This window comes from Pseudomonas sp. MYb13, assembly GCF_002980075.1.
GTDB classification, from domain to species: Bacteria; Pseudomonadota; Gammaproteobacteria; order Pseudomonadales; family Pseudomonadaceae; genus Aquipseudomonas; species Aquipseudomonas lurida.
In genome coordinates, this window is record NZ_PCQI01000010.1 from 102,696 (window position 1) to 122,184 (window position 19,489).

The window sequence follows — 19,489 nt, forward strand, 5'->3', positions numbered from 1 at the left end:
AAGCCCCCACCCACAAGGGTCATGCGCCCTGCGGGCAGTCCAGCGCTCGGTCAGCCAGGGTTTTGGCGTTGTTGATCAAATGCTCGGTGGCGCTGGCCATGTGGCGCTGATCACCGCTCAGGCCTTGAGTGGTGCCTGCGGCAGTCGCGGTTGCGCAACGCAATAGGTCGCAGATTTGGGCGAGGGCGTCTTCGAAGCTGAGGTCTTGATGGACGGTGAAGGCCGGCGCTGAGGCGGGTTGCAGGTAGTGGCTCAGGGCACGGTCGAATATTTCGCGGGGTGGGTCGGGGACGATTTTGTTCATGAATGAAGTACCTACTGGTTTTGGAGCCATTCTTTTGCCGATCTCACACGTCAAAAGGTGGCAGCTATGTGCGGGGTGAGATACCGGATTAGTAGGAGCACCCGGCCAGACCGAAGTCTGCCCGCACACAGCTGCCATAGAGCATGTTGCTCGTGGCGCCTACAAGTTCACGGGATCTCACACCCGATCGCTGATGTGCAGCGACGGAGCGAAGGCTAGCCAGTGAAGTGAGCAGGCGCAAGGCCGTGGGATTGTCTAGGAATCTTCCTGCAAATTAAAGGGATATGGCTTGCTGGCCTTTAACAATGCATGACATGACGCAGCGCGCTTGCCTCGCGCGGGGCTGTACAGCGCCCCTAGATATTGCATGTCCAATTCCACGTAATCGTCATGAGGGCAGGGCTAATCAACCAGGCTCGAATTGAGACTATTGCTTCAAATAGTTTGAGAAGAACGTCAGGAAAATATCATGTTTGATAAGCGGTGAGTGGGACTAGTACATACCCTGCGGGTTCCTACCCATAAGTATTACAGACCCGTCCTTAGTGGTTTTAGGAAGCGGCTGGCTTACGCGGGGCAATAAATCATGCAGTGTCGAGAGGGTGGAGCGGTCAGGTGACTTGCTCCACGTAGTATGCGCTTTAGTGTTTTCTCAATAATTGTGGAGACTATTATGAAAAGCCGTATTGCATTGCCTCTTGCAGCATTGATGTTGGTTTCGTTTCAAGCGTCTGCGTTATGTTTGAGTATTGCTGATAGTTACACGGGGATTCTACAGCCTGAAGATGAAGTAACCGCGCATGGTCCGTTCAACATAACGTCCGCCAATGGGTGTTCTGGAGCGAATATCGATGCGTCGGTTTCAGCAGGCGGAGCTGGACGGGCGCCGGATATATTTATCGAGCGCGAAGTGGGGGCGGTCTGGAACAGGGTCTCATTTAGCATAGGCAATAATGCTTCATACGTCGGGCCTTTGGGCAACTATCGAGTGAGACTGAAAAACAATGATGCCGTCTCTAAATCCTACTCAGGTACGGTTAGATACGGTCGGTAGTCCAACACGCGGTGCTTCAGGGCTGTCCCTGATGCACCACGGCTCAGGTGCCACGTCAAGCGTGTTCATCTATTGATAAATCATTCTGGGAAGACTTTACGAAGTAAGCCAGCGCGGCGACAGCTTGATTTGCATCCACCATGCCTTGTAAGTGGTCCATAGCGCCGTCTTGCTTTGCAACCAGTGGTTCACTTTTGAAAAAAGCTTTAGTGTCCTCCAGTTTTTCGTTGAATAAAGCAATGGCGTTGAATTTCACATGGGTATTTGTCTGGCGCCCATTGGCATCAGATGCGCCGTCACCGGAAATAAACATCCCAAATGCGCGCTCACTGATCATCCCGTCATCAAAGAGCCGTCTGCCGACTTTCTTGAGTTCTGCAGTACTGATTGACGTCATATCATAATATTTCAAGAACGCTTTCAGCGGGCTGATCTTTTCCTGATTGCCAAGCCTCAACGCATCCGCTGCCTCGGAGGCTTCGGTAATCGTAAATGCATTAGTCACTTGGTTCGGATTTTTAATAGTATAAGCATTGGTCTGCTTAGTTAGTGGTGCCGATGAAACATTCAAGGTAATGGTCATTGGATAATCTCCATTAAAAGAGGGCTACATCGCGCTATCGGCCAGTTGCGCTTGAACATTAAATTTAGGCCGTGGATGTTTTTCTTCATGCATAGTCTTTGGTTTGCATGGTTGGAGGAAAGGGCCTGGGAAGTCGTCGGTTTGACAAGGGAATAATTGGGACTAGGACATCCCTGACAGGCTCCTACTTGAAAGTATTACAGACCCGTCCTTAGTGATTTTAGGAAGTGGCTGGCTTACGCGGGGCAATAAATCATGCAGTGTCGAAAGGGTGGAGCGGTCAGGTGATCTGCTCTACGTAGTACGCGCTTTAGTGTTTTCTCAGTGATTATGGAGATTAATATGAAAAGCCTTATTGCATGGCCTCTCGCAGTATTGATGTTGGTTTCGTTTCAAGCGTCTGCGTTATGTTTGAGTATTGCTGATAGTTATACTGGGATCATACCGCCGAACACCACCATTACGGCGCATGGCCCTTTTAAAATCACCGCCGCCAATGGCTGTTCTGGGGCGAATATAGATGCGACCGTCTCGGCCGGCGGCGCTGGTAGAGCGCCCGGCATATTTATCGAGCAAGAAGTCGGTTCCTCTTGGGCCAGAGTATCGTTCAGTATAGGTAATAACGCTTCATATTCAGGTGCGTTCGGTAATTACCGAGTGAGATTGAATAACGATGATGCGGTGTCAAAATCCTACTCGGGCAACGTAAGATACGGCCGTTAGGGCATCATGCGGCGCATCAGGGATGCCCCTGACGCGCCGCTCGCAGGCATCAGGCCTGTTCTTGTATTGATAAGTCACTATTGGCAGACTTTATAAAGTAAGTCAGCGCATTAACGGCGTGGTTAGCACTTATCATGCTCTGAAGATGGTCCATTGCTCCGTCTTGCCTGGCAACCGCTGGTTCACTTTTGAAAAAAGCTTTAGTGTCCTCGAGCTTTTCATTGAACAAGGCTATGGCGTTAAACTTTACATGAGTATTTGTCTGGAATCCGTTCGCATCAGAGGCTCCATCACCCTCTATGAACATCCAAAAAGCTCGTCGGCTGATCATCCCTTCGTCGTAAAGTTTCCTGCCGACCAACTTGAGCTCGTCAGTACTGATTGACGTCATATCATAATCTTTCAAGAACGCTTTCAGCTGGCTGATCTTTTCCTGATTGCTAAGCCTCAACGCATCCGCTGCCTCGGAGGCTTCGGTAATCGTAAATGCATTAGTCACTTGGTTCGGATTTTTGATGGTGTAGGCATCGTTCTGCTTACTTATCGGTGCGTATGAAACATTCAAGGTAATGGCCATTAGATAATCTCCATTAAAAGAAAGCTACATCGCGCTATCGGCCTCTTATGTTTTTTCTTAAATAGTGGCTAGTGCTACTTGGGGTATAAGGGCGGCAAACTGGTGGTATCTGTCGCTGGGTCCAGTTCGCGCTCAGCGGTCGGGATGGCCTTGACCGCACGCCAGAGGTCTTCGCCCAGCCAAAAATGCCCACTCTCGCTGTAGAGCGCGCCGTTCAACCCATCCAATGCGTCCGACAGCGGCACGAACCGCGCCGCCATATCGGCGAGCGTTTCCGGTTGCTGGCGGGCCCAGGCGTCGAGGGCCTGGCGGGTGGCCTGGGGGTCGTTCGCTTGTGTGGCGCGCTTGAGGTCGTCGAGCAAGGTGCGCGGGCTCGGACCGGTTTGCGCGGCGCGCTGCACGGCGGGCTGCCGACGGGCACGCCACCAGAGGCCGAAGCCCAACAAGGTGGAGCAGGCGAGCAACAGGGTGCTGAGTTGCCACAGCCACAGGTGGTTGTCATCGGGCGCGGTGATGACGGTGGGCGTGGCGGGGGTGTCGACGACGAGGCTCGGGTTGGTCGCCACTTGCAGGGTGCGCGCCGGCAGGCTGGTGCGCTCCAGGTGGTCTTCATGGGTGTTCCACCACACCACGTCCACGGCGGGCAGTTCCAGGGCGCCGGCACGGTTGGGCACCAGCGCTTCGCGGTCTTCACGGCTGCCAATGAGGCCTCGGTCGTTGCTCTGGTTGCCGAGCACGGGCTGGTCCGGGTAGCGGCGCAGGCCATTGATGTCGGTGCTGGGCAGGGCCGGCAATTGCGCACTGGCCAAGCCTTCGGCCTTGACGGTGAGGCTACGGGTCAGGGAATCGCCGACCTGCACATGCTCGGGTTCCGGGTTCCAGGTTTCGCTCAGGGTCAGGCTGCGTGCCGGTAACCATGGCGTATCGGCGGGATACAGCGCGGGCTTGGGCTTGACCGTCAGTGGCAGTTGCGCAGAACTCACGTGGATGAGCTTGCCGGGCTTGGTGCCCTGCAGGGTGTTTTCCTGGGGCGGACGCGATTCCACCAGCGTGGCGCTGAAGGTCTGTGCCGGAATTGCCAGGGTGCCGCTGTGTTGCGGGTAAATCGCGTAGCGGGTTTCGATCACGCCATGCCGGATGCTGTTGATGACCTTCTCGTAGGTGCGCGACTCACCCAGTTGCTCCACGCGTGCATCGGCAATCTGCAAGGGCGTGAGGCTGCTGTCGTCATACAGCGACACCGAGTGGTACACGCGCACGGTCAACAGCGCCTGGGCCTGGACGTAGACGCTGGTCTGGTCAAGGTTGGCCTCGACGAACACCGGCGCCAGTTCGGCGGCGGTGTTCTGGCTGGCGGTTTCGACCACCTGCAGGCTGATCGGCTGGGTCTTGTATTCGCCCACTTGCAGGGGCGGGATGACCACCGTGCCGTTTTCCTTGGGCAGCAGGGTGATGATCCAGCGCGTGGTGGCGCGGTTATCGCCGCCCAACGTGGTGAGCTGGTTGATCTGGCGGGTGCCGCTGACTTCGAACTGTGCATCCAGCGGCGACAGGTCGGGCTTGCCGAACTGGGTGACATCGCTGGATTCCACCGTCAGTTCCACCGTTTCCCCGGAATTGAGGCGGCTGCGGTCGACACTGGCGCTCAGGTTCGCCGCCTGGGCGTGGCCTGTCGACAGGGCGAGCAGGAGCAGTAGGGTGGTGCGGCGGCTCATCGAGTCTTGTCCTGATGTTGTTGCTGTTCGTACCAGAATTTGCGGCGCAGCAGTTCACCGGGGTTGTCCGGAATCTCGCGCAGCCATTGCTCCAGGGCCTGGCGATGTTCACCGTCGAGGCTGGCGTCATTGGGACGCAGCGGCGGGGTGGTGGTGTGTTCGTCGCCCAACTCGCTGCCCGGTACTTCATTGCCTGCGGTTTGTGGCGTGTTGCCTGTCTGGGTGTCGCCAGTGCCGGCCTCACCCTGGCCTTGGGACGACTGCTCGCCTCCCGTGGCATTTTGCCCAGTGGCGCCCGGTTGCGCAGTTTGGCCGGGTTGGGTGGTTTCGTCATCCTCGTTTTTTGCCGGTTTGGTCGGCTCTGGTTGGGCCTGTTCCTGCATCAGGGCTTCCACCAGTGCCTTGTTTTTCAACGCCGGTTGCAGGTCGGGCTGCGCTTCGAGGGCTTGTTCGTAGGCGTCTATCGCCGCTTCCAGTTCACCGGACTTGGCCAGGGCATTCCCACGATTGTAGTGGGAGTAGGCGTCATTGCCCTCGGCGAAACGCTTGATGGCCTCGGCATAGTTGCCAGCTTCGTAGAGCGCCACGCCTTGCCACTGGGGGTCTTCGAAGTGTTCGGCGGCTTCGGCGGGACGTTTTTTCTTCAGCAGGTACTGGCCTTGCTGATCTGGCCGCAACCACAGGTCCTGCAGGCCGAAGGCGTAGCTGGGTTGCGGTGCACTCAACAGCAACAGCGGCAGGCAGAACAACCAGCCGCGTCGGCCGGCGCAGGCGGCCAGCAGCAACAAGGGCAGGAGCAGCCAGTAACCCTGGTCGGCCCAGGTGTCGAGGTGCAGCAGTTGGCCGTCGTTGCGCAGGGTATGCGGTGGGTCCAGCACGCCGAGCTGGCGCAGGTCCTTGTCGTCCAGGCGCGCGGCGCGGTAGCGGCCGCCCATTTCGCTGGCGAACGCCTTGAGGGTCGGGCTGTCCAGGCGTGGCACCAGGATCGCGCCTTGCTCGTCCTTGAGGAACTCGCCACTTTCCTGGGTCACCGGCGTGCCCTCACGGCTGCCGATGCCGAGGATCGACAAACTCGGTGCCTGGGCGCTTTGCAGCAGCAGGCGGATGCCCTGGCGTTCCTGTTTGGACAGCGAGGAGCCAACCAGCAACAGGCGACCCTGGCCGAGGCCACCTTGCTTGAGCAGGCCCAGGGCCTTTTCAACCGCCAGGTCGGCGCGGTGGCCCGCCTCGGGCATGATCGACGGGCGCAAGGCTTCCAGCAGGTTGCGGCTGGTGGCCAGGTCGTCTGACAGCGGCACCAGCGTGTGGGCACTGCCGGCGTACACGATGATCGCGGTTTGTGCGTCGGTGCGCGCCTGCAGCAGGTCATACAGCTTGCGTCGTGCCTGTTCCAGGCGATTGGGCGGGCTGTCGGTGGCGAGCATTTCCGGGGTCAGTTCCAGCAGCACCACCAATGGGTCGGAAGGCTTCTGGCTGGATTGTTCAACCCGCTGCCAGCTGGGGCCGAGTAACGCCAGCACCGCGAGGAGCCAGGCGATACCCAGCAGCACCCACGGCGATTTGCTTTCACGGCCGTTGCCACCGCTGAGCAGCACGGCATGGAACGCCGGTGGCAGGATCATCTGCCAGCGTCCGGCGCGCTTTTGCCGGTGCCACAGGTGCCACAGCAACCAGCCAAGCAACGGCAACAGCAACAGCCACCAGGGACGGAACCAGTGCGGCCACAGGTCGATCATCGACGCCTCCGCAAACGCAGGCGTTTAAGGCGCTGGCGCCATTCCGGGTGTTGCTGCAGGAAAATGCCTTTGCTCGTCAATTTGTTGAACAACCGCTGCAAGGCGTTATTGGGCCAACGCTCCTGAATCACCAGCAGCATGCTCAGCACCAATGCCAGGCCCAGGGGCGCGCTGTACAGCGCCAGTGCCGGGCGCGCCTGGGTGGGTTGTTGCTCGACGGGTTCGAGCTTGTCGAGCGTCTCTTTGATCGCTTGCAGTTCTTCGCCATCACGGGCGCGAAAGTACTGGCCGCCGGTGGCTTCGGCGATGGCCTTGAGCGCCGGTTCGTCGAGGTCCAGGCTCGGGTTGACGCCGAGGATGCCCAGGGAGCCGGTTTGTTCTGGGTCGGCGCCGATGCCGATCGGGTAGATCTTCACGCCTTCTTCGGCGGCCAGGCGTGCAGCGGTGAACGGGTCGATCTGCCCGGCATTATTGGCACCGTCGGTGACCAGGATCAGCACGCGGCTTTGCGCCGGACGCTGGCGCAAGCGCTTGAGGGCCAGGCCGATGGCGTCGCCAATCGCGGTGTTCTTGCCGGCAATGCCGATGCGCGCTTCATCCAACCACGTGCGCACGGTGCGGCGGTCGAAGGTCAGCGGTGCTTGCAGGTAGGCCTGGCTGCCGAACAGGATCAGGCCGACACGATCACCTTCACGGCCTTCGAGAAAATCGCCCAGCAAGTGTTTGACCAGGCTCAGGCGACTGACGTCTTCGTCGTGCCAGTTCATATCGGGGAAATCCATCGAGCCGGACACGTCCACCGCCACCAGCAAATCCCGGCCGCTGGCGGCAATCGGCAGCGGCTCGCCGAGCCATTCGGGGCGCGCCGCGGCGGTCAACAGCAGCAACCACAGCACCAGGTAAGGCGCTTGCTGGCGCCAACCCGGCAGGTTGGCGCGCGCGCGGCGACGGGCCAGGCCTTCGAGGTCACTGAGGTAGCTGACTTTCAAGGCGGGCTCGCCGCTGTCGGCAGCCGGCAGCACAAGGCGCATCAGCCACGGCAGTGGCAACAGGGCAAATACCCACGGCCAGGCGAACTCAAACATGTTTGCGAATCCAGGTGTCGACGGCTTGGGTCAGGCCGGCGATGGCTTTGTCGTCGAGTTTGCATTCGGGTTTATAGGCGCCTTCCACTAACACCATCCAACGTGTGAGGCCGGCGGCGGGGCAGCGGTTATCGAGGAACGCCAGCCATTTGCGGCCGTTGAGGGTGTGGCTCTGGCTATAGGGGTAGTCGTTGCGGCACAGGCGCTTGAGCAGGCCATTGAGTTGCTGCAGCCAGGCGCCAGCCGGGGCCCCGTCGTAAGGTTTGGGCATCAGTGCCAGCTCCGCCAGGGCAGCGATGCGCAGCGGGTCCAGCGGTTGCTCGGCGCGGGCGATGGGGCGACGAGCCGGCAGGAAACCGCGCAGCCACCACAGGCCCCAGCCCAGCAGCGGAATCACCAGCAGCAACAGCCACCACCCCGGCGCAGGCGGCCAGAAACCGATGGCGGGCGGGGCGATCAGCGGCTGCAGTTGGTCAAGGCTGCTCATTGTTTTTTAACCGGGCGTTGCGGGTTGAGGTATTCGCGCAGTTGCTCGACCATTTCGCTCTGGGTGCTCAAGGGCATCAGCAGCACCCGTAGTTTCTGCGCGAGCAGTTCCCAGCGGGCAATGCGCGCTTCGGCCTGGGCCTTGTAGGCCTGGCGCAAATCGAAGTTGAGCGTGTCCAGTTCCAGCTGCGCACCGCGCTCCGCAAAGCGCAGCAGCCCAGCGGCCGGCAGGGCGTGGTCCAGTGGGTCGGAGATTGGCAACAGCAGCAGGTCGCAATGGCGCGACAAAAGACTGAGCTGTTGCTCGGCACCTTCGGTCAGCGCGCGTTCATCGCAGATCACGATCACCAGGCTGCCAGGGCGCAACACTTCGCGACCACGGCGCAGGGCCATGCCGAGTGCGTCGGCTTCGGGGCGGCTTTCGGTGCTCAGGCTCTGGTTGACGCGCACCAGGCGGTTGAGCAGCTGCAGCAGGCTTTGTTTACTGCGCCGTGGCTTGATTTCGTAGTGCTCGCTGTCGCCGAACACCAGCCCGCCCACGCGGTCGTTGTGCCCCAGCGCCGCCCAGCCGATCAGGCTGGCCGCCTGGGCGGCGAGCACCGACTTGAACATCTGTCCCGAGCCAAAAAACAACCGGCAGCTTTGCTCCACCATGATGAAAATCGGCCGCTCGCGTTCTTCATGGAACAGCTTGGTGTGCGGCTCCTGCGTGCGTGCCGTCACACGCCAGTCGATGGTGCGCACATCGTCGCCGGCCTGGTACACGCGCACCTGGTCGAAGTCCACGCCGCGCCCGCGCAGCTTGGAGTGGTGCAGGCCGATCAGCGGGCTGCGCTGGCTCGGCGTGGAGAACAGCTGCACTTCGCGCACGCGATGGCGCATCTCGATCAATTCGCTGAGCGTGACGTGGATCCCATCGCCTGCGTTCATGGGTTTCAAGCGACGGCAACGACGTCGAGAATGCGTTGCACCACACGGTCCTGGTCAATGCCCGCGGCTTCGGCCTCGAACGACAGAATGATGCGATGGCGCAGTACGTCGAACAGCACCGCCTGGATATCTTCCGGGCTCACGAAGTCGCGCCCGGCGAGCCAGGCATGGGCACGTGCGCAACGGTCGAGGGCGATGGAGCCGCGAGGGCTGGCGCCGTAGGCGATCCATTCGGCCATTTCCGCGTCGAACTTGGCCGGGGTGCGCGTGGCCATGACCAATTGCACCAGGTATTCCTCCACCGCATCGGCCATGTACAGGCCGAGAATTTCCTTGCGCGCGGCAAAGATCGCCTGTTGGCTGACACGGCGTTCGGGCTTGGTTTCGCCGTTGAGTGCTTCGCCACGGGCCTGTTGCAGGATGCGCCGCTCGACGGCAGCGTCGGGGAAGCCGATCTTGACATGCATCAGGAAGCGGTCGAGCTGGGCTTCGGGCAGCGGGTAGGTGCCTTCCTGCTCGATGGGGTTTTGCGTGGCCATCACCAGGAACAGTGGCGAAAGGTCGTAGGTGCTGCGCCCGACGCTGACCTGGCGTTCGGCCATGGCTTCCAGCAGCGCCGATTGCACCTTGGCCGGCGCGCGGTTGATTTCGTCCGCCAGCACCAGGTTGTGGAAGATCGGGCCCTGTTGGAACACGAAGCTGCCGGTTTCCGGGCGATAGATTTCGGTGCCGGTGATGTCGGCAGGCAACAGGTCAGGGGTGAACTGGATGCGATGGAACTGCGCTTCTATCCCCTCGGCCAGCTCTTTGATGGCCTTGGTCTTGGCCAGGCCCGGCGCGCCCTCGACCAGCATATGACCGTCGGCAAGCAAGGCGATCAGGAGGCGATCGATGAGTTTTTCCTGGCCGAGAATCTGCGTAGAAAGAAAGGTTCGCAGCGCAAGCAGCGCTTCACGATGTTCCATCGATGACGGTTCCTGGAAAAGTGGGCCCTGGGCATTGGGGAAAGTGTCAGGGCTTGGGGGCATTACTTTAATGCATCAGAGGGGGCGGCGACTAACGGTGCGCAGGGTATTTTTTGGAAACAATCGCAATTGTATTGGGTTTTTAAGGGTCCCCAGCGGCGGGATCCCTCTCCCCATGAATACCTGCCCGCTTGAAACCGTGCTCGCAGTTCCTCATGGGCATGGGACGCCTGAAAGCCAGGGCTGGCCAAAAGGGCCCGAATTGATGTCCGGAGGCTTGTTGACGTTGTAGAAGTTCTGCTTGTATTCCTTGCCGAAGTACGCAACTGGCTCCGCGTAGACCTGGTAGGTTTTGCTGGCGTCCCACGGCGGGATGCCGTTGCAATCGCCATTCCCAGGCGCCGCCTTGATGGTGATGTTTTCTGCCAGCGTGAGGCTGTGCCGTCCATCCGACACGGTGACGGAAATGGATGTATGGGTGTCAGCATTCACGCTCGGTGCGATGAGGTGCAGCGTGGCTTGCGTGCCGGCCTCTGGCGTGAAGCCTGCTGCAGCCCACTGGTAGGTTAGCGGCTTGTTCGTGGGCGACTCGGCGTATACATGGGCACTGAACGCCTCGCCCGACTTTACGTCTTCAGGGAGGGCGAGGCGTCCGGTCGGTGGCTTGTCGGCATGGTCGTCCAGCATCTTCTGGATGGCGGCGTGCAAATCAGGCTGCACGCCGATTTCACTTCGATTGCCGTTGATCGGTGGGTAGCCGGTGGCCACCAGGATACCGCGCAGTGCTTTCGGGGCGATGTTGCCCAGCCCATGGGCCCGCGCCACGCCCTGTAAAGAGGCCATGACGCCAGCAATGATCGGATTGGCCGACGAGGTGCCGCTGAACGTGTGGGTATAGCCGGTGGTTGGAAGGTTGGCGCTCCAGGTCGTCGTCGTGACGGAGTACCCCCAACTGAACAGGTCTACGCGGCTGCCATACTCGGAAAAACTGGCTCTCAAGCCGGTCTTGGGGTCGACTGCCCCGGCATAGACACTGCCGGAGTCGTAAAGATTGCGATCGAAGTAGCCGTTGAAATAAGGATGGTCCAGGTCGATATTGCCGTTCGCGGCCGCCAATACAACATGCACCCCTTTCTCCTGCGTCAGGTAAGCAATGATGTCGCGCACGGTCCTGTTGTATTCAAGGGGCATGTAGCATTTTTCGCTGCAGCCTACTGCCGCGAACGGCGTGTAGTTGAGGTGTACGCCAAGTTGTACGACATCACCTTCGCGTAATTGGTCGGCCAACTGCAAAAGCCTGTCGGTCCCCCATTGCAAGTAGCCGAGCTGTGCCTGCGGCACAATGCCGGTGGTCCCGTAGCCATTCTCCCGGGAAACGATGATGCCGGCGCTACTGGTGTCATGGGCGCCGGTCACAGCGCCCACTGTCAGTTCCAGGAAAGGCCTGGGCAAGTCCACGTGTTCGTAGGACCAATGATCGATTTCCGCAGAAATCACCCGCACGTTCTCGCCTTTGCCGCCAGGCACTGTCCAGGCGTGTAGGGCATTCACACCGCCGATCATGTAGGGCGGCACCGCCTGTTGGCCAAATTCATAATGCTGGCGTGGGCTGTGGTCCGGGATGTCGTTATCGGCACTCGCCACCGTGGGTGGGCCGTTGTCGCCGTGCATGCCCTCCACCTGTGGTTCAAAGTCGACCGCTTCTATTGCCGGGTCTTGTTTGAGGCGCAACGCAAGTGCTTGCGCCTGCTTGACTGTCAAGTGGCGGGTGGCGGCGATGTAGTAGCGGTCCAGTCGATGTCGGCGCAGCGCCTGGAGGTCTTCCAGCGTTCGGGATGCAGAGGGGGGGCACGAGTGGCTTGATGCTGGGGAAGCGTTTCTGGAGTGCGCTTGGTGGGTTGATCGTCGCAGCGCTTGAGGATGAAGAGGCGGCGTTGTCTTTTAGCAGCAAGATAAGGTGTGAATAGTCAGTCGAGCCCGCTTGGGCCGGCAACGCTATCGATAAGGTGACCCCCAAGAGTGCCGCCAGCGGAATCTTTCCAATCGGCTTCATCAAGCGCCTCCGCAGTTATCGTCCAGGTTTTGAACCAGCTAAGGCTTAAAACCCAGGCGCCGATACTGTTAGAAATAACAGTATCGACAAACGGACAAACACTTCGACGGTCGCGGGGCCGGCACCACTCAGGCGCGGATGTAAGTGCCGGTGCCCTTGAGAATGTTCTGCAAGGTCTCTTCGACCTCGGCCAGGTCCGACGCCGCGGTGGCGTGGGTGATCTCCAGTTGGTCCTTGCCGCCCAGGGCATCGGCATCGCCTGCGGCCAGCTCAACCAGCAAGGTCGTGGCGCCGAGGGTAACTTTCAGCCCGTCCAGGGTGGACGGCTCGTAGTCCCACGTCAGTTCCACTTCGTCTTCATCCGGGTAACGGGTCAGCATGAACATTTCGCCGTTCTTGCCGTGGCAGCAGAGCATGGCCATGTTGTCTTCTTCGTCATCGCACGGGGTGGCCATCAGTGCGTCGGTTTTCAGTTGCAGCATGGGAAATCCTGTCTGGGGGAGGGCGCAGCCAGGCAATTGTGCCATTGCAGCGAATTTTGTGCTGCTCCCTGTGTCACACCTCATGCATGACCTGGCGGGCAATACCAGTCATTTTCGGCACTCGGGCTCTGGAAAACAGGCGGTTTTTTGGCCATGCAATACGGGTTGCCCAAATCGCAACCCCTAGCCTGCTTACCGATGACCGAATATGTCGCAGCGTCGCAAGCAGCTGTCTTCCTACACTCGTTAAGCTGCGCAACGGATGTGCATGTGCCAGGCGCCTGACCTGCCCGTCGTACCGTCACCCGGCAAGGTGTGCATCTTATGGAAGTTGTATGTGACCTCATTGTCTTGTCCAGCTTCACCCACCTGTCACCCTGATTCGTTTATGGTGCTTATTTATCAGTATCGACGAACAGCGATGACGGTCTCCCCGCAAGGGGATAACACGCGACGCTTCCATCAATAACAAGCCCAAGCGGAGTACCACAGATGGCGTTCTTCACCGCAGCCAGCAAGGCCGACTTCCAGCATCAACTGCAAGCGGCACTGGCGCAGCACATCAGTGAACAGGCACTGCCACAAGTGGCGCTGTTCGCTGAACAATTTTTCGGCATCATTTCCCTGGACGAACTGACCCAGCGTCGTCTTTCCGACCTGGCCGGTTGCACCCTCTCTGCGTGGCGCCTGCTTGAGCGCTTTGATCACACCCAACCGCAAGTGCGGGTCTACAACCCCGATTACGAACGTCATGGCTGGCAGTCGACCCACACCGCGGTCGAAGTGCTGCACCATGACCTGCCATTCCTGGTGGACTCGGTGCGCACCGAGCTGAACCGCCGTGGCTACAGCATCCACACCCTGCAGACCACCGTGCTCAGCGTACGTCGTGGCGCCAAGGGCGAGCTGCTGGAAATCCTGCCTAAAGGCACCCAGGGCGACGGCGTCCAGCAAGAATCGCTGATGTACCTGGAAATCGACCGTTGTGCCAACGCCGCCGAACTGAACGTGCTGAGCAAAGAGCTTGAGCAGGTGCTGGGCGAAGTGCGCGTCGCCGTGGCCGATTTCGAACCGATGAAAGCCAAGGTCCAGGACCTGCTGGCCGGTATCGACGCCAGCCAGTTCAGCATCGACGGCGAAGAAAAGGCCGAGATCAAGAACTTCCTGGAATGGCTGGTGGGCAACCACTTCACGTTCCTCGGCTATGAAGAATTCGTGGTACGTGACGAGGCGGACGGCGGTCATATCGAATATGACGCCGACTCCTTCCTCGGTCTGACCAAGCTGCTGCGCGCCGGCCTCACCGCCGATGACCTGCGCATCGAAGACTATGCCGTTGCCTACCTGCGTGAACCGACCGTGCTGTCGTTCGCCAAGGCCGCGCACCCAAGCCGCGTGCATCGCCCGGCCTACCCGGACTATGTGTCGATCCGTGAGATCGATGCCGACGGCAAGGTCATCAAGGAACACCGTTTCATGGGCCTGTACACCTCGTCGGTGTATGGCGAAAGCGTGCGAGTGATCCCGTACATCCGGCGCAAGGTTGCGGAAATCGAGCGCCGTTCCGGCTTCCAGCCCAAGGCTCACCTGGGCAAGGAGCTTGCTCAAGTCGTTGAAGTGCTGCCGCGCGATGACCTGTTCCAGACCCCGGTCGACGAGCTGTTCACCACCGTGATGTCGATTGTGCAGATCCAGGAACGCAACAAGATCCGTGTGTTCCTGCGCAAAGACCCGTACGGCCGTTTCTGCTACTGCCTGGCCTACGTGCCGCGCGACATCTACTCCACCGAAGTGCGCCAGAAGATCCAGCAAGTGCTGATGGATCGCCTGAAGGCCACGGACTGCGAGTTCTGGACATTCTTCTCGGAGTCGGTGCTGGCCCGTGTGCAGTTGATCCTGCGCGTAGACCCTAAAAACCGCATCGACATCGACCCGCTGCAGTTGGAAAAAGAAGTGGTGCAGGCCTGCCGCAGCTGGCAGGACGACTACTCCAGCCTCGTCGTCGAAAGCTTCGGCGAAGCCCAAGGCACCAACGTGCTGGCGGACTTCCCGAAAGGCTTCCCGGCCGGCTACCGCGAGCGGTTTGCCGCGCATTCGGCCGTGGTCGACATGCAACACCTCAACAGCCTGAGCGAAGCCAACCCGCTGGTGATGAGCTTCTACCAGCCCCTGGGCCAGGTTTCCGGCCAGCGCGAGCTGCATTGCAAGCTCTACCACGCGGACACCCCGCTGGCGCTGTCCGACGTGCTGCCGATCCTGGAAAACCTCGGCCTGCGCGTACTGGGCGAGTTCCCGTACCGCCTGCGCCACGCCAATGGCCGTGAGTTCTGGATCCACGATTTTGCGTTCATCGCCGCCGAAGGCGTGAACCTGGATATCCAGCAGCTCAACGACACCCTGCAGGATGCCTTCGTGCACATCGTCCACGGCGATGCCGAGAACGATGCGTTCAACCGCCTGGTGCTGACCGCCGGCCTGCCATGGCGCGACGTCGCGCTGCTGCGTGCCTACGCCCGCTACTTGAAGCAGATCCGCCTGGGCTTCGACCTAGGTTACATCGCCAGCACCCTGAACAACCACACCGACATCGCCCGCGAGTTGACCCGGTTGTTCAAGACCCGCTTCTACCTGGCGCGCAAGCTCACTGCCGACGACCTGGAAGACAAGCAGCAACGCCTGGAACAAGCGATCGTGACGGCCTTGGACGACGTCCAGGTGCTCAACGAAGACCGCATCCTGCGTCGCTACCTGGACCTGATCAAGGCCACCCTGCGTACCAACTTCTACCAGACCGACGCCAACGGCCAGAACAAGTCGTACTTCAGCTTCAAGTTCGACCCGCGCGCCATTCCCGAACTGCCCAAGCCGGTGCCGAAGTTTGAAATCTTCGTCTACTCGCCGCGCGTTGAAGGCGTGCACCTGCGCTTTGGCAACGTTGCGCGCGGCGGCCTGCGCTGGTCCGACCGTGAAGAAGACTTCCGTACCGAAGTGCTTGGCCTGGTGAAAGCCCAGCAAGTGAAGAACTCGGTCATCGTGCCAGTGGGCGCCAAGGGCGGCTTCCTGCCGCGTCGCCTGCCACTGGGCGGCAGCCGCGACGAGATCGCGGCCGAGGGCATCGCCTGCTACCGCATCTTCATTTCCGGCCTGTTGGACATCACCGACAACCTGAAGGACGGCGCCCTGGTACCACCGGCCAACGTGGTGCGTCATGACGACGATGACCCGTACCTGGTAGTGGCAGCGGACAAGGGCACTGCGACCTTCTCCGACATCGCCAACGGCATTGCCATCGACTACGGCTTCTGGCTGGGCGATGCGTTCGCTTCCGGTGGTTCTGCCGGTTACGACCACAAGAAAATGGGCATCACCGCCAAGGGCGCGTGGGTCGGCGTGCAGCGTCACTTCCGTGAGCGCGGCATCAATGTGCAGGAAGACAGCATCACGGTGGTGGGCGTCGGCGACATGGCCGGTGACGTGTTCGGCAACGGCCTGTTGATGTCCGACAAGCTGCAACTGGTCGCGGCCTTCAACCACCTGCATATCTTCATCGATCCAAACCCAGACCCGGCCACCAGTTTCGTCGAGCGCCAGCGCATGTTCGAATTGCCGCGTTCGGCCTGGACCGACTACGACACCAGCATCATGTCCGAAGGCGGCGGTATCTTCTCGCGCAGCGCGAAGAGCATTGCCATCTCGCCACAGATGAAAGAACGCTTCGACATCTCTGCCGACAAGCTGACCCCGACCGAACTGCTGAACGCCTTGCTCAAGGCGCCGGTGGACCTGTTGTGGAACGGCGGCATCGGTACCTACGTCAAGGCCAGCACCGAAAGCCATGCAGACGTGGGCGACAAGGCCAACGATGCGCTGCGTGTGAACGGTAACGAGCTGCGCTGCAAGGTGGTGGGCGAGGGCGGTAACCTCGGCATGACCCAGCTGGGTCGCGTGGAGTTCGGCCTCAATGGCGGCGGCTCCAATACCGACTTCATCGACAACGCCGGTGGCGTGGACTGCTCCGACCACGAAGTGAACATCAAGATCCTGCTCAACGAAGTGGTGCAGGCCGGTGACATGACCGACAAGCAACGCAACCAGTTGCTGGCGAGCATGACCGACGAAGTCGGCCACCTGGTGTTGGGCAACAACTACAAGCAGACCCAGGCCCTGTCCCTGGCTGCGCGCCGTGCCTACGAGCGTGCCGCTGAGTACAAGCGCCTGATGAGCGACCTCGAAGGCCGTGGCAAGCTGGACCGTGCCATCGAGTACCTGCCGACCGAGGAGCAGCTCACCGAGCGCGCTTCCAACGGCAAGGGCCTGACCCGTCCAGAGCTGTCGGTGTTGATCTCGTACAGCAAGATCGACCTCAAGGAAGCCCTGCTCAAGTCGCTGGTGCCGGATGACGAGTACCTGACCCGTGACATGGAGACCGCGTTCCCGCCGAGCCTGGTCGCCAAGTTCGGCGAGGCGATGCGTCGCCACCGCCTCAAGCGCGAGATCGTCAGCACCCAGATCGCCAACGACCTGGTCAACCACATGGGCATCACCTTCGTTCAACGACTCAAAGAGTCGACCGGCATGAGCCCGGCGAACGTGGCTGGCGCCTATGTGATCGTGCGTGACATCTTCCATCTCCCGCACTGGTTCCGTCAGATCGAAGCCCTGGACCACCAGGTCTCCGCCGACGTGCAACTGGAGCTGATGGACGAACTGATGCGCCTGGGCCGTCGCGCCACGCGCTGGTTCCTGCGTAGCCGTCGCAACGAGCAGGATGCTGGCCGTGACACGGCGCACTTCGGTCCGCACCTGGCGGCGTTGGGTCTCAAGCTCGACGAGTTGCTGGAAGGCCCGACCCGCGAAGGCTGGCAGAACCGCTACAAGGCCTACACCGAAGCCGGTGTGCCGGAGTTGTTGGCGCGCATGGTTGCAGGCACTACCCACCTGTACACGCTGCTGCCGATCATCGAAGCCGCCGACGTGACCGGGCATGACGCCGCCGAAGTGGCCAAGGCCTACTTCGCCGTCGGCAGCGCCCTGGACTTGCCGTGGTACCTGCAGCAGATCAGTGACCTGCCGGTGGCCAACAACTGGCAGGCCCAGGCCCGCGAAGCCTTCCGCGATGACGTGGACTGGCAGCAACGCGCGATCACCATTTCCGTCCTGCAAATGGCCGACGCGCCACAAGACATGGAAGCCCGCGTGGCCCTGTGGCTTGAGCAGCACAAGGACATGGCCGATCGTTGGGTCGCGATGATGGTGGAAATCCGTGCTGCAGTCGGCACGGACTACGCCATGTACGCGGTGGCCAACCGTGAGCTGCTGGACCTGGCGTTGAGCGGTCAGTCGGTGCTGCAACCGGCTTGATCCCGAAGTAAAAAAAGAGCCCCGTATCGTGAGATGCGGGGCTTTTTTATTGCGCCAATTTTTACATCTCGTTACCGTCATTGCAGGAGCGCCGTGCTCCAGTGAGTACTGTCCAGATCAAGCGAGGGTGTATGCGACTTTGTATTTTCTCGGGTTCAAGCCCGGGCCGCTTGCCGGTCTATTCGGAAATGGCCGCCCAATTGGGCCAGGCGCTCGCCAAGGCTGGCATCGGTTTGGTCTACGGGGGGGCCTCGGTTGGCTTGATGGGGGCAGTCGCTGACGCTGCGCTGGCCAGTGGCGGTGAAGTGATCGGCGTTATGCCTGAATTCCTGGCCGCGAAAGAACTGGCCCACACCGGCCTCGACGACCTGCGGATCGTCGGCTCCATGCACGAGCGCAAAGCGCTGATGGCGGAGTTGTCCGACGGCTTTATCGCGTTGCCCGGTGGCATTGGCACCTTTGAAGAATTGTTTGAGGTGTGGACGTGGGCGCAGCTTGGCCAGCATGCCAAGCCCTGTGCTCTGCTGAACATCAATGGCTTTTACGACGGGCTGGCTTCGTTTCTCGACAATGTGGTGGGTGAGGCGTTTCTCAAGCCGGTGCACCGCGACATGCTGATCGTTGAGCCGAACGTGGCGCGTTTGATGGCGGCGGTATTGAGTTATCAGGCGCCCGACGTGCCCAAGTGGATCAAGCGCGACGACACCTGATGCCGCGGGTGCAGTCGCGTCAGGGCTCTACAGGGCTGGTTGGAGTGTCACTGAGGCAGGGTTGGACGATTTTTTCCAACCCGCGGTTGTTTTCTGGCAATGAGAAGCTGGCGGTCAGTGACCGGCCGTCGTCTGCGGCGGGCGTTAGCGAAAATTCTACTGTTTGGCCGCGTGAGGCGTCGCTGACCCAATAGGCTAGCTCTTCTCGCGAAACTGCGGTGCTGAGCGCAAAAAGCGTATTGACCTGGAACGCCCCGCCGGCATTCCAAACACCGTTTACCCAGTGATCGACAGCGGGGCGTGTTCCGGTCGTGACACGCAGCGGCCCGTTGGCGCTGGCATCCTTGCCTTCGAACGGATCGCTGTCGAAACCCAACAATGGCGGCATGATCTCTAGTGTGAGACTGGCCTTCGGGGCGTGTGGGTGACAGCTGATTTGCAGGAGAGCCTTGACGCGATAATCGCCGTACTGGCTGGTGCCAAAGGTCCGTGCGGTCAGTGCCGGGCTGACTGCGTCGGGTTGCTCAAGCAACCACACGGGGTGTCCAGGGGTAATGATCTGTTCGTCGGTAGCCGGCGTATCAGTCGTCTGTGCGTAGGCATCCAAATGTGCAATGAGCGCGGTAGTGAGCAACGTTAAGGGCAAGGGCTTTCATGGCGGTATGGGTCTGCGCGTATGGCTTCTGGGTAAAAGTCATTGTGCTGGTCAGCGGCCCGTCTGACTG

The 19,489-nt window shown here is 60.4% G+C and carries 16 protein-coding genes; 4 read left to right on the top strand and 12 right to left on the bottom strand.

The genetic code is table 11. The features are described from left to right. Positions 1–19 precede the first annotated feature (19 nt). Positions 20–304: a DUF6124 family protein gene (locus CQ002_RS18530; protein ID WP_177431173.1), complete on the bottom strand. Its 285-nt coding sequence runs from the start codon at positions 302–304 to the stop codon at positions 20–22. A 673-nt stretch (positions 305–977) separates the two neighbouring features. On the opposite strand from CQ002_RS18530, the gene CQ002_RS28170 reads away from it, so the two are divergent. Then, the gene (locus CQ002_RS28170) at positions 978–1,358 is read left to right on the top strand and encodes a hypothetical protein (protein ID WP_146117470.1); all 381 of its coding nucleotides are present in this window, start codon (positions 978–980) and stop codon (positions 1,356–1,358) included. A 55-nt stretch (positions 1,359–1,413) separates the two neighbouring features. On the opposite strand, the gene CQ002_RS18535 is transcribed toward CQ002_RS28170, so the two are convergent. Beyond that, the gene (locus CQ002_RS18535) at positions 1,414–1,941 is read right to left on the bottom strand and encodes a hypothetical protein (protein WP_105162393.1); all 528 of its coding nucleotides are present in this window, start codon (positions 1,939–1,941) and stop codon (positions 1,414–1,416) included. A 342-nt stretch (positions 1,942–2,283) separates the two neighbouring features. On the opposite strand from CQ002_RS18535, the gene CQ002_RS28175 reads away from it, so the two are divergent. After that, complete coding sequence (locus tag CQ002_RS28175) at positions 2,284–2,664, top strand: hypothetical protein (protein ID WP_146117471.1); 381 nt, start codon at positions 2,284–2,286, stop codon at positions 2,662–2,664. Positions 2,665–2,713: 49 nt separating this feature from the next. Here CQ002_RS28175 and CQ002_RS18540 read toward each other — a convergent pair whose 3' ends face one another. The 9 genes from CQ002_RS18540 to CQ002_RS18580 form a co-directional block, all read right to left on the bottom strand. Beyond that, complete coding sequence (locus CQ002_RS18540) at positions 2,714–3,241, bottom strand: hypothetical protein (RefSeq protein ID WP_105162392.1); 528 nt, start codon at positions 3,239–3,241, stop codon at positions 2,714–2,716. 74 nt (positions 3,242–3,315) lie between these two features. Then, positions 3,316–4,956, bottom strand: a complete 1,641-nt coding sequence (locus CQ002_RS18545) for a BatD family protein (RefSeq protein WP_034106128.1) — start codon at positions 4,954–4,956, stop codon at positions 3,316–3,318. Beyond that, complete coding sequence (locus tag CQ002_RS18550) at positions 4,953–6,692, bottom strand: tetratricopeptide repeat protein (protein ID WP_069077515.1); 1,740 nt, start codon at positions 6,690–6,692, stop codon at positions 4,953–4,955. The genes CQ002_RS18545 and CQ002_RS18550 overlap by 4 nt, the downstream gene beginning before the upstream one ends. Further along, the gene (locus CQ002_RS18555; RefSeq protein ID WP_105162391.1) at positions 6,689–7,777 is read right to left on the bottom strand and encodes a VWA domain-containing protein; all 1,089 of its coding nucleotides are present in this window, start codon (positions 7,775–7,777) and stop codon (positions 6,689–6,691) included. The genes CQ002_RS18550 and CQ002_RS18555 overlap by 4 nt, the downstream gene beginning before the upstream one ends. Then, the gene (locus tag CQ002_RS18560; protein ID WP_105162390.1) at positions 7,770–8,264 is read right to left on the bottom strand and encodes a DUF4381 domain-containing protein; all 495 of its coding nucleotides are present in this window, start codon (positions 8,262–8,264) and stop codon (positions 7,770–7,772) included. The genes CQ002_RS18555 and CQ002_RS18560 overlap by 8 nt, the downstream gene beginning before the upstream one ends. Further along, entirely contained in the window at positions 8,261–9,193 is a 933-nt protein-coding gene (locus CQ002_RS18565; RefSeq protein WP_034106119.1) for a DUF58 domain-containing protein, read from the bottom strand. Before CQ002_RS18565 ends, CQ002_RS18560 begins: the two co-directional genes overlap by 4 nt. Positions 9,194–9,198: 5 nt before the next feature. After that, positions 9,199–10,158, bottom strand: a complete 960-nt coding sequence (locus CQ002_RS18570; RefSeq protein ID WP_034106117.1) for a MoxR family ATPase — start codon at positions 10,156–10,158, stop codon at positions 9,199–9,201. Between the two features lie 213 nt (positions 10,159–10,371). Further along, entirely contained in the window at positions 10,372–11,889 is a 1,518-nt protein-coding gene (locus CQ002_RS18575; protein ID WP_146117472.1) for a S8 family serine peptidase, read from the bottom strand. A gap of 450 nt (positions 11,890–12,339) precedes the next feature. Then, the gene (locus tag CQ002_RS18580; RefSeq protein WP_034106115.1) at positions 12,340–12,693 is read right to left on the bottom strand and encodes a hypothetical protein; all 354 of its coding nucleotides are present in this window, start codon (positions 12,691–12,693) and stop codon (positions 12,340–12,342) included. A 492-nt stretch (positions 12,694–13,185) separates the two neighbouring features. Here CQ002_RS18580 and CQ002_RS18585 point away from each other — a divergent pair, with 492 nt between their 5' ends. Further along, entirely contained in the window at positions 13,186–18,054 is a 4,869-nt protein-coding gene (locus CQ002_RS18585) for an NAD-glutamate dehydrogenase (protein WP_034106113.1), read from the top strand. A 131-nt stretch (positions 18,055–18,185) separates the two neighbouring features. Beyond that, on the top strand, positions 18,186–18,764 hold the full coding sequence (locus tag CQ002_RS18590) for a TIGR00730 family Rossman fold protein (RefSeq protein ID WP_034106111.1): 579 nt from the start codon (positions 18,186–18,188) through the stop codon (positions 18,762–18,764). A 19-nt stretch (positions 18,765–18,783) separates the two neighbouring features. On the opposite strand, the gene CQ002_RS18595 is transcribed toward CQ002_RS18590, so the two are convergent. Then, positions 18,784–19,410, bottom strand: coding sequence for a hypothetical protein (locus CQ002_RS18595; protein WP_105162388.1), 627 nt, complete (start codon positions 19,408–19,410; stop codon positions 18,784–18,786). Positions 19,411–19,489 lie beyond the last annotated feature (79 nt).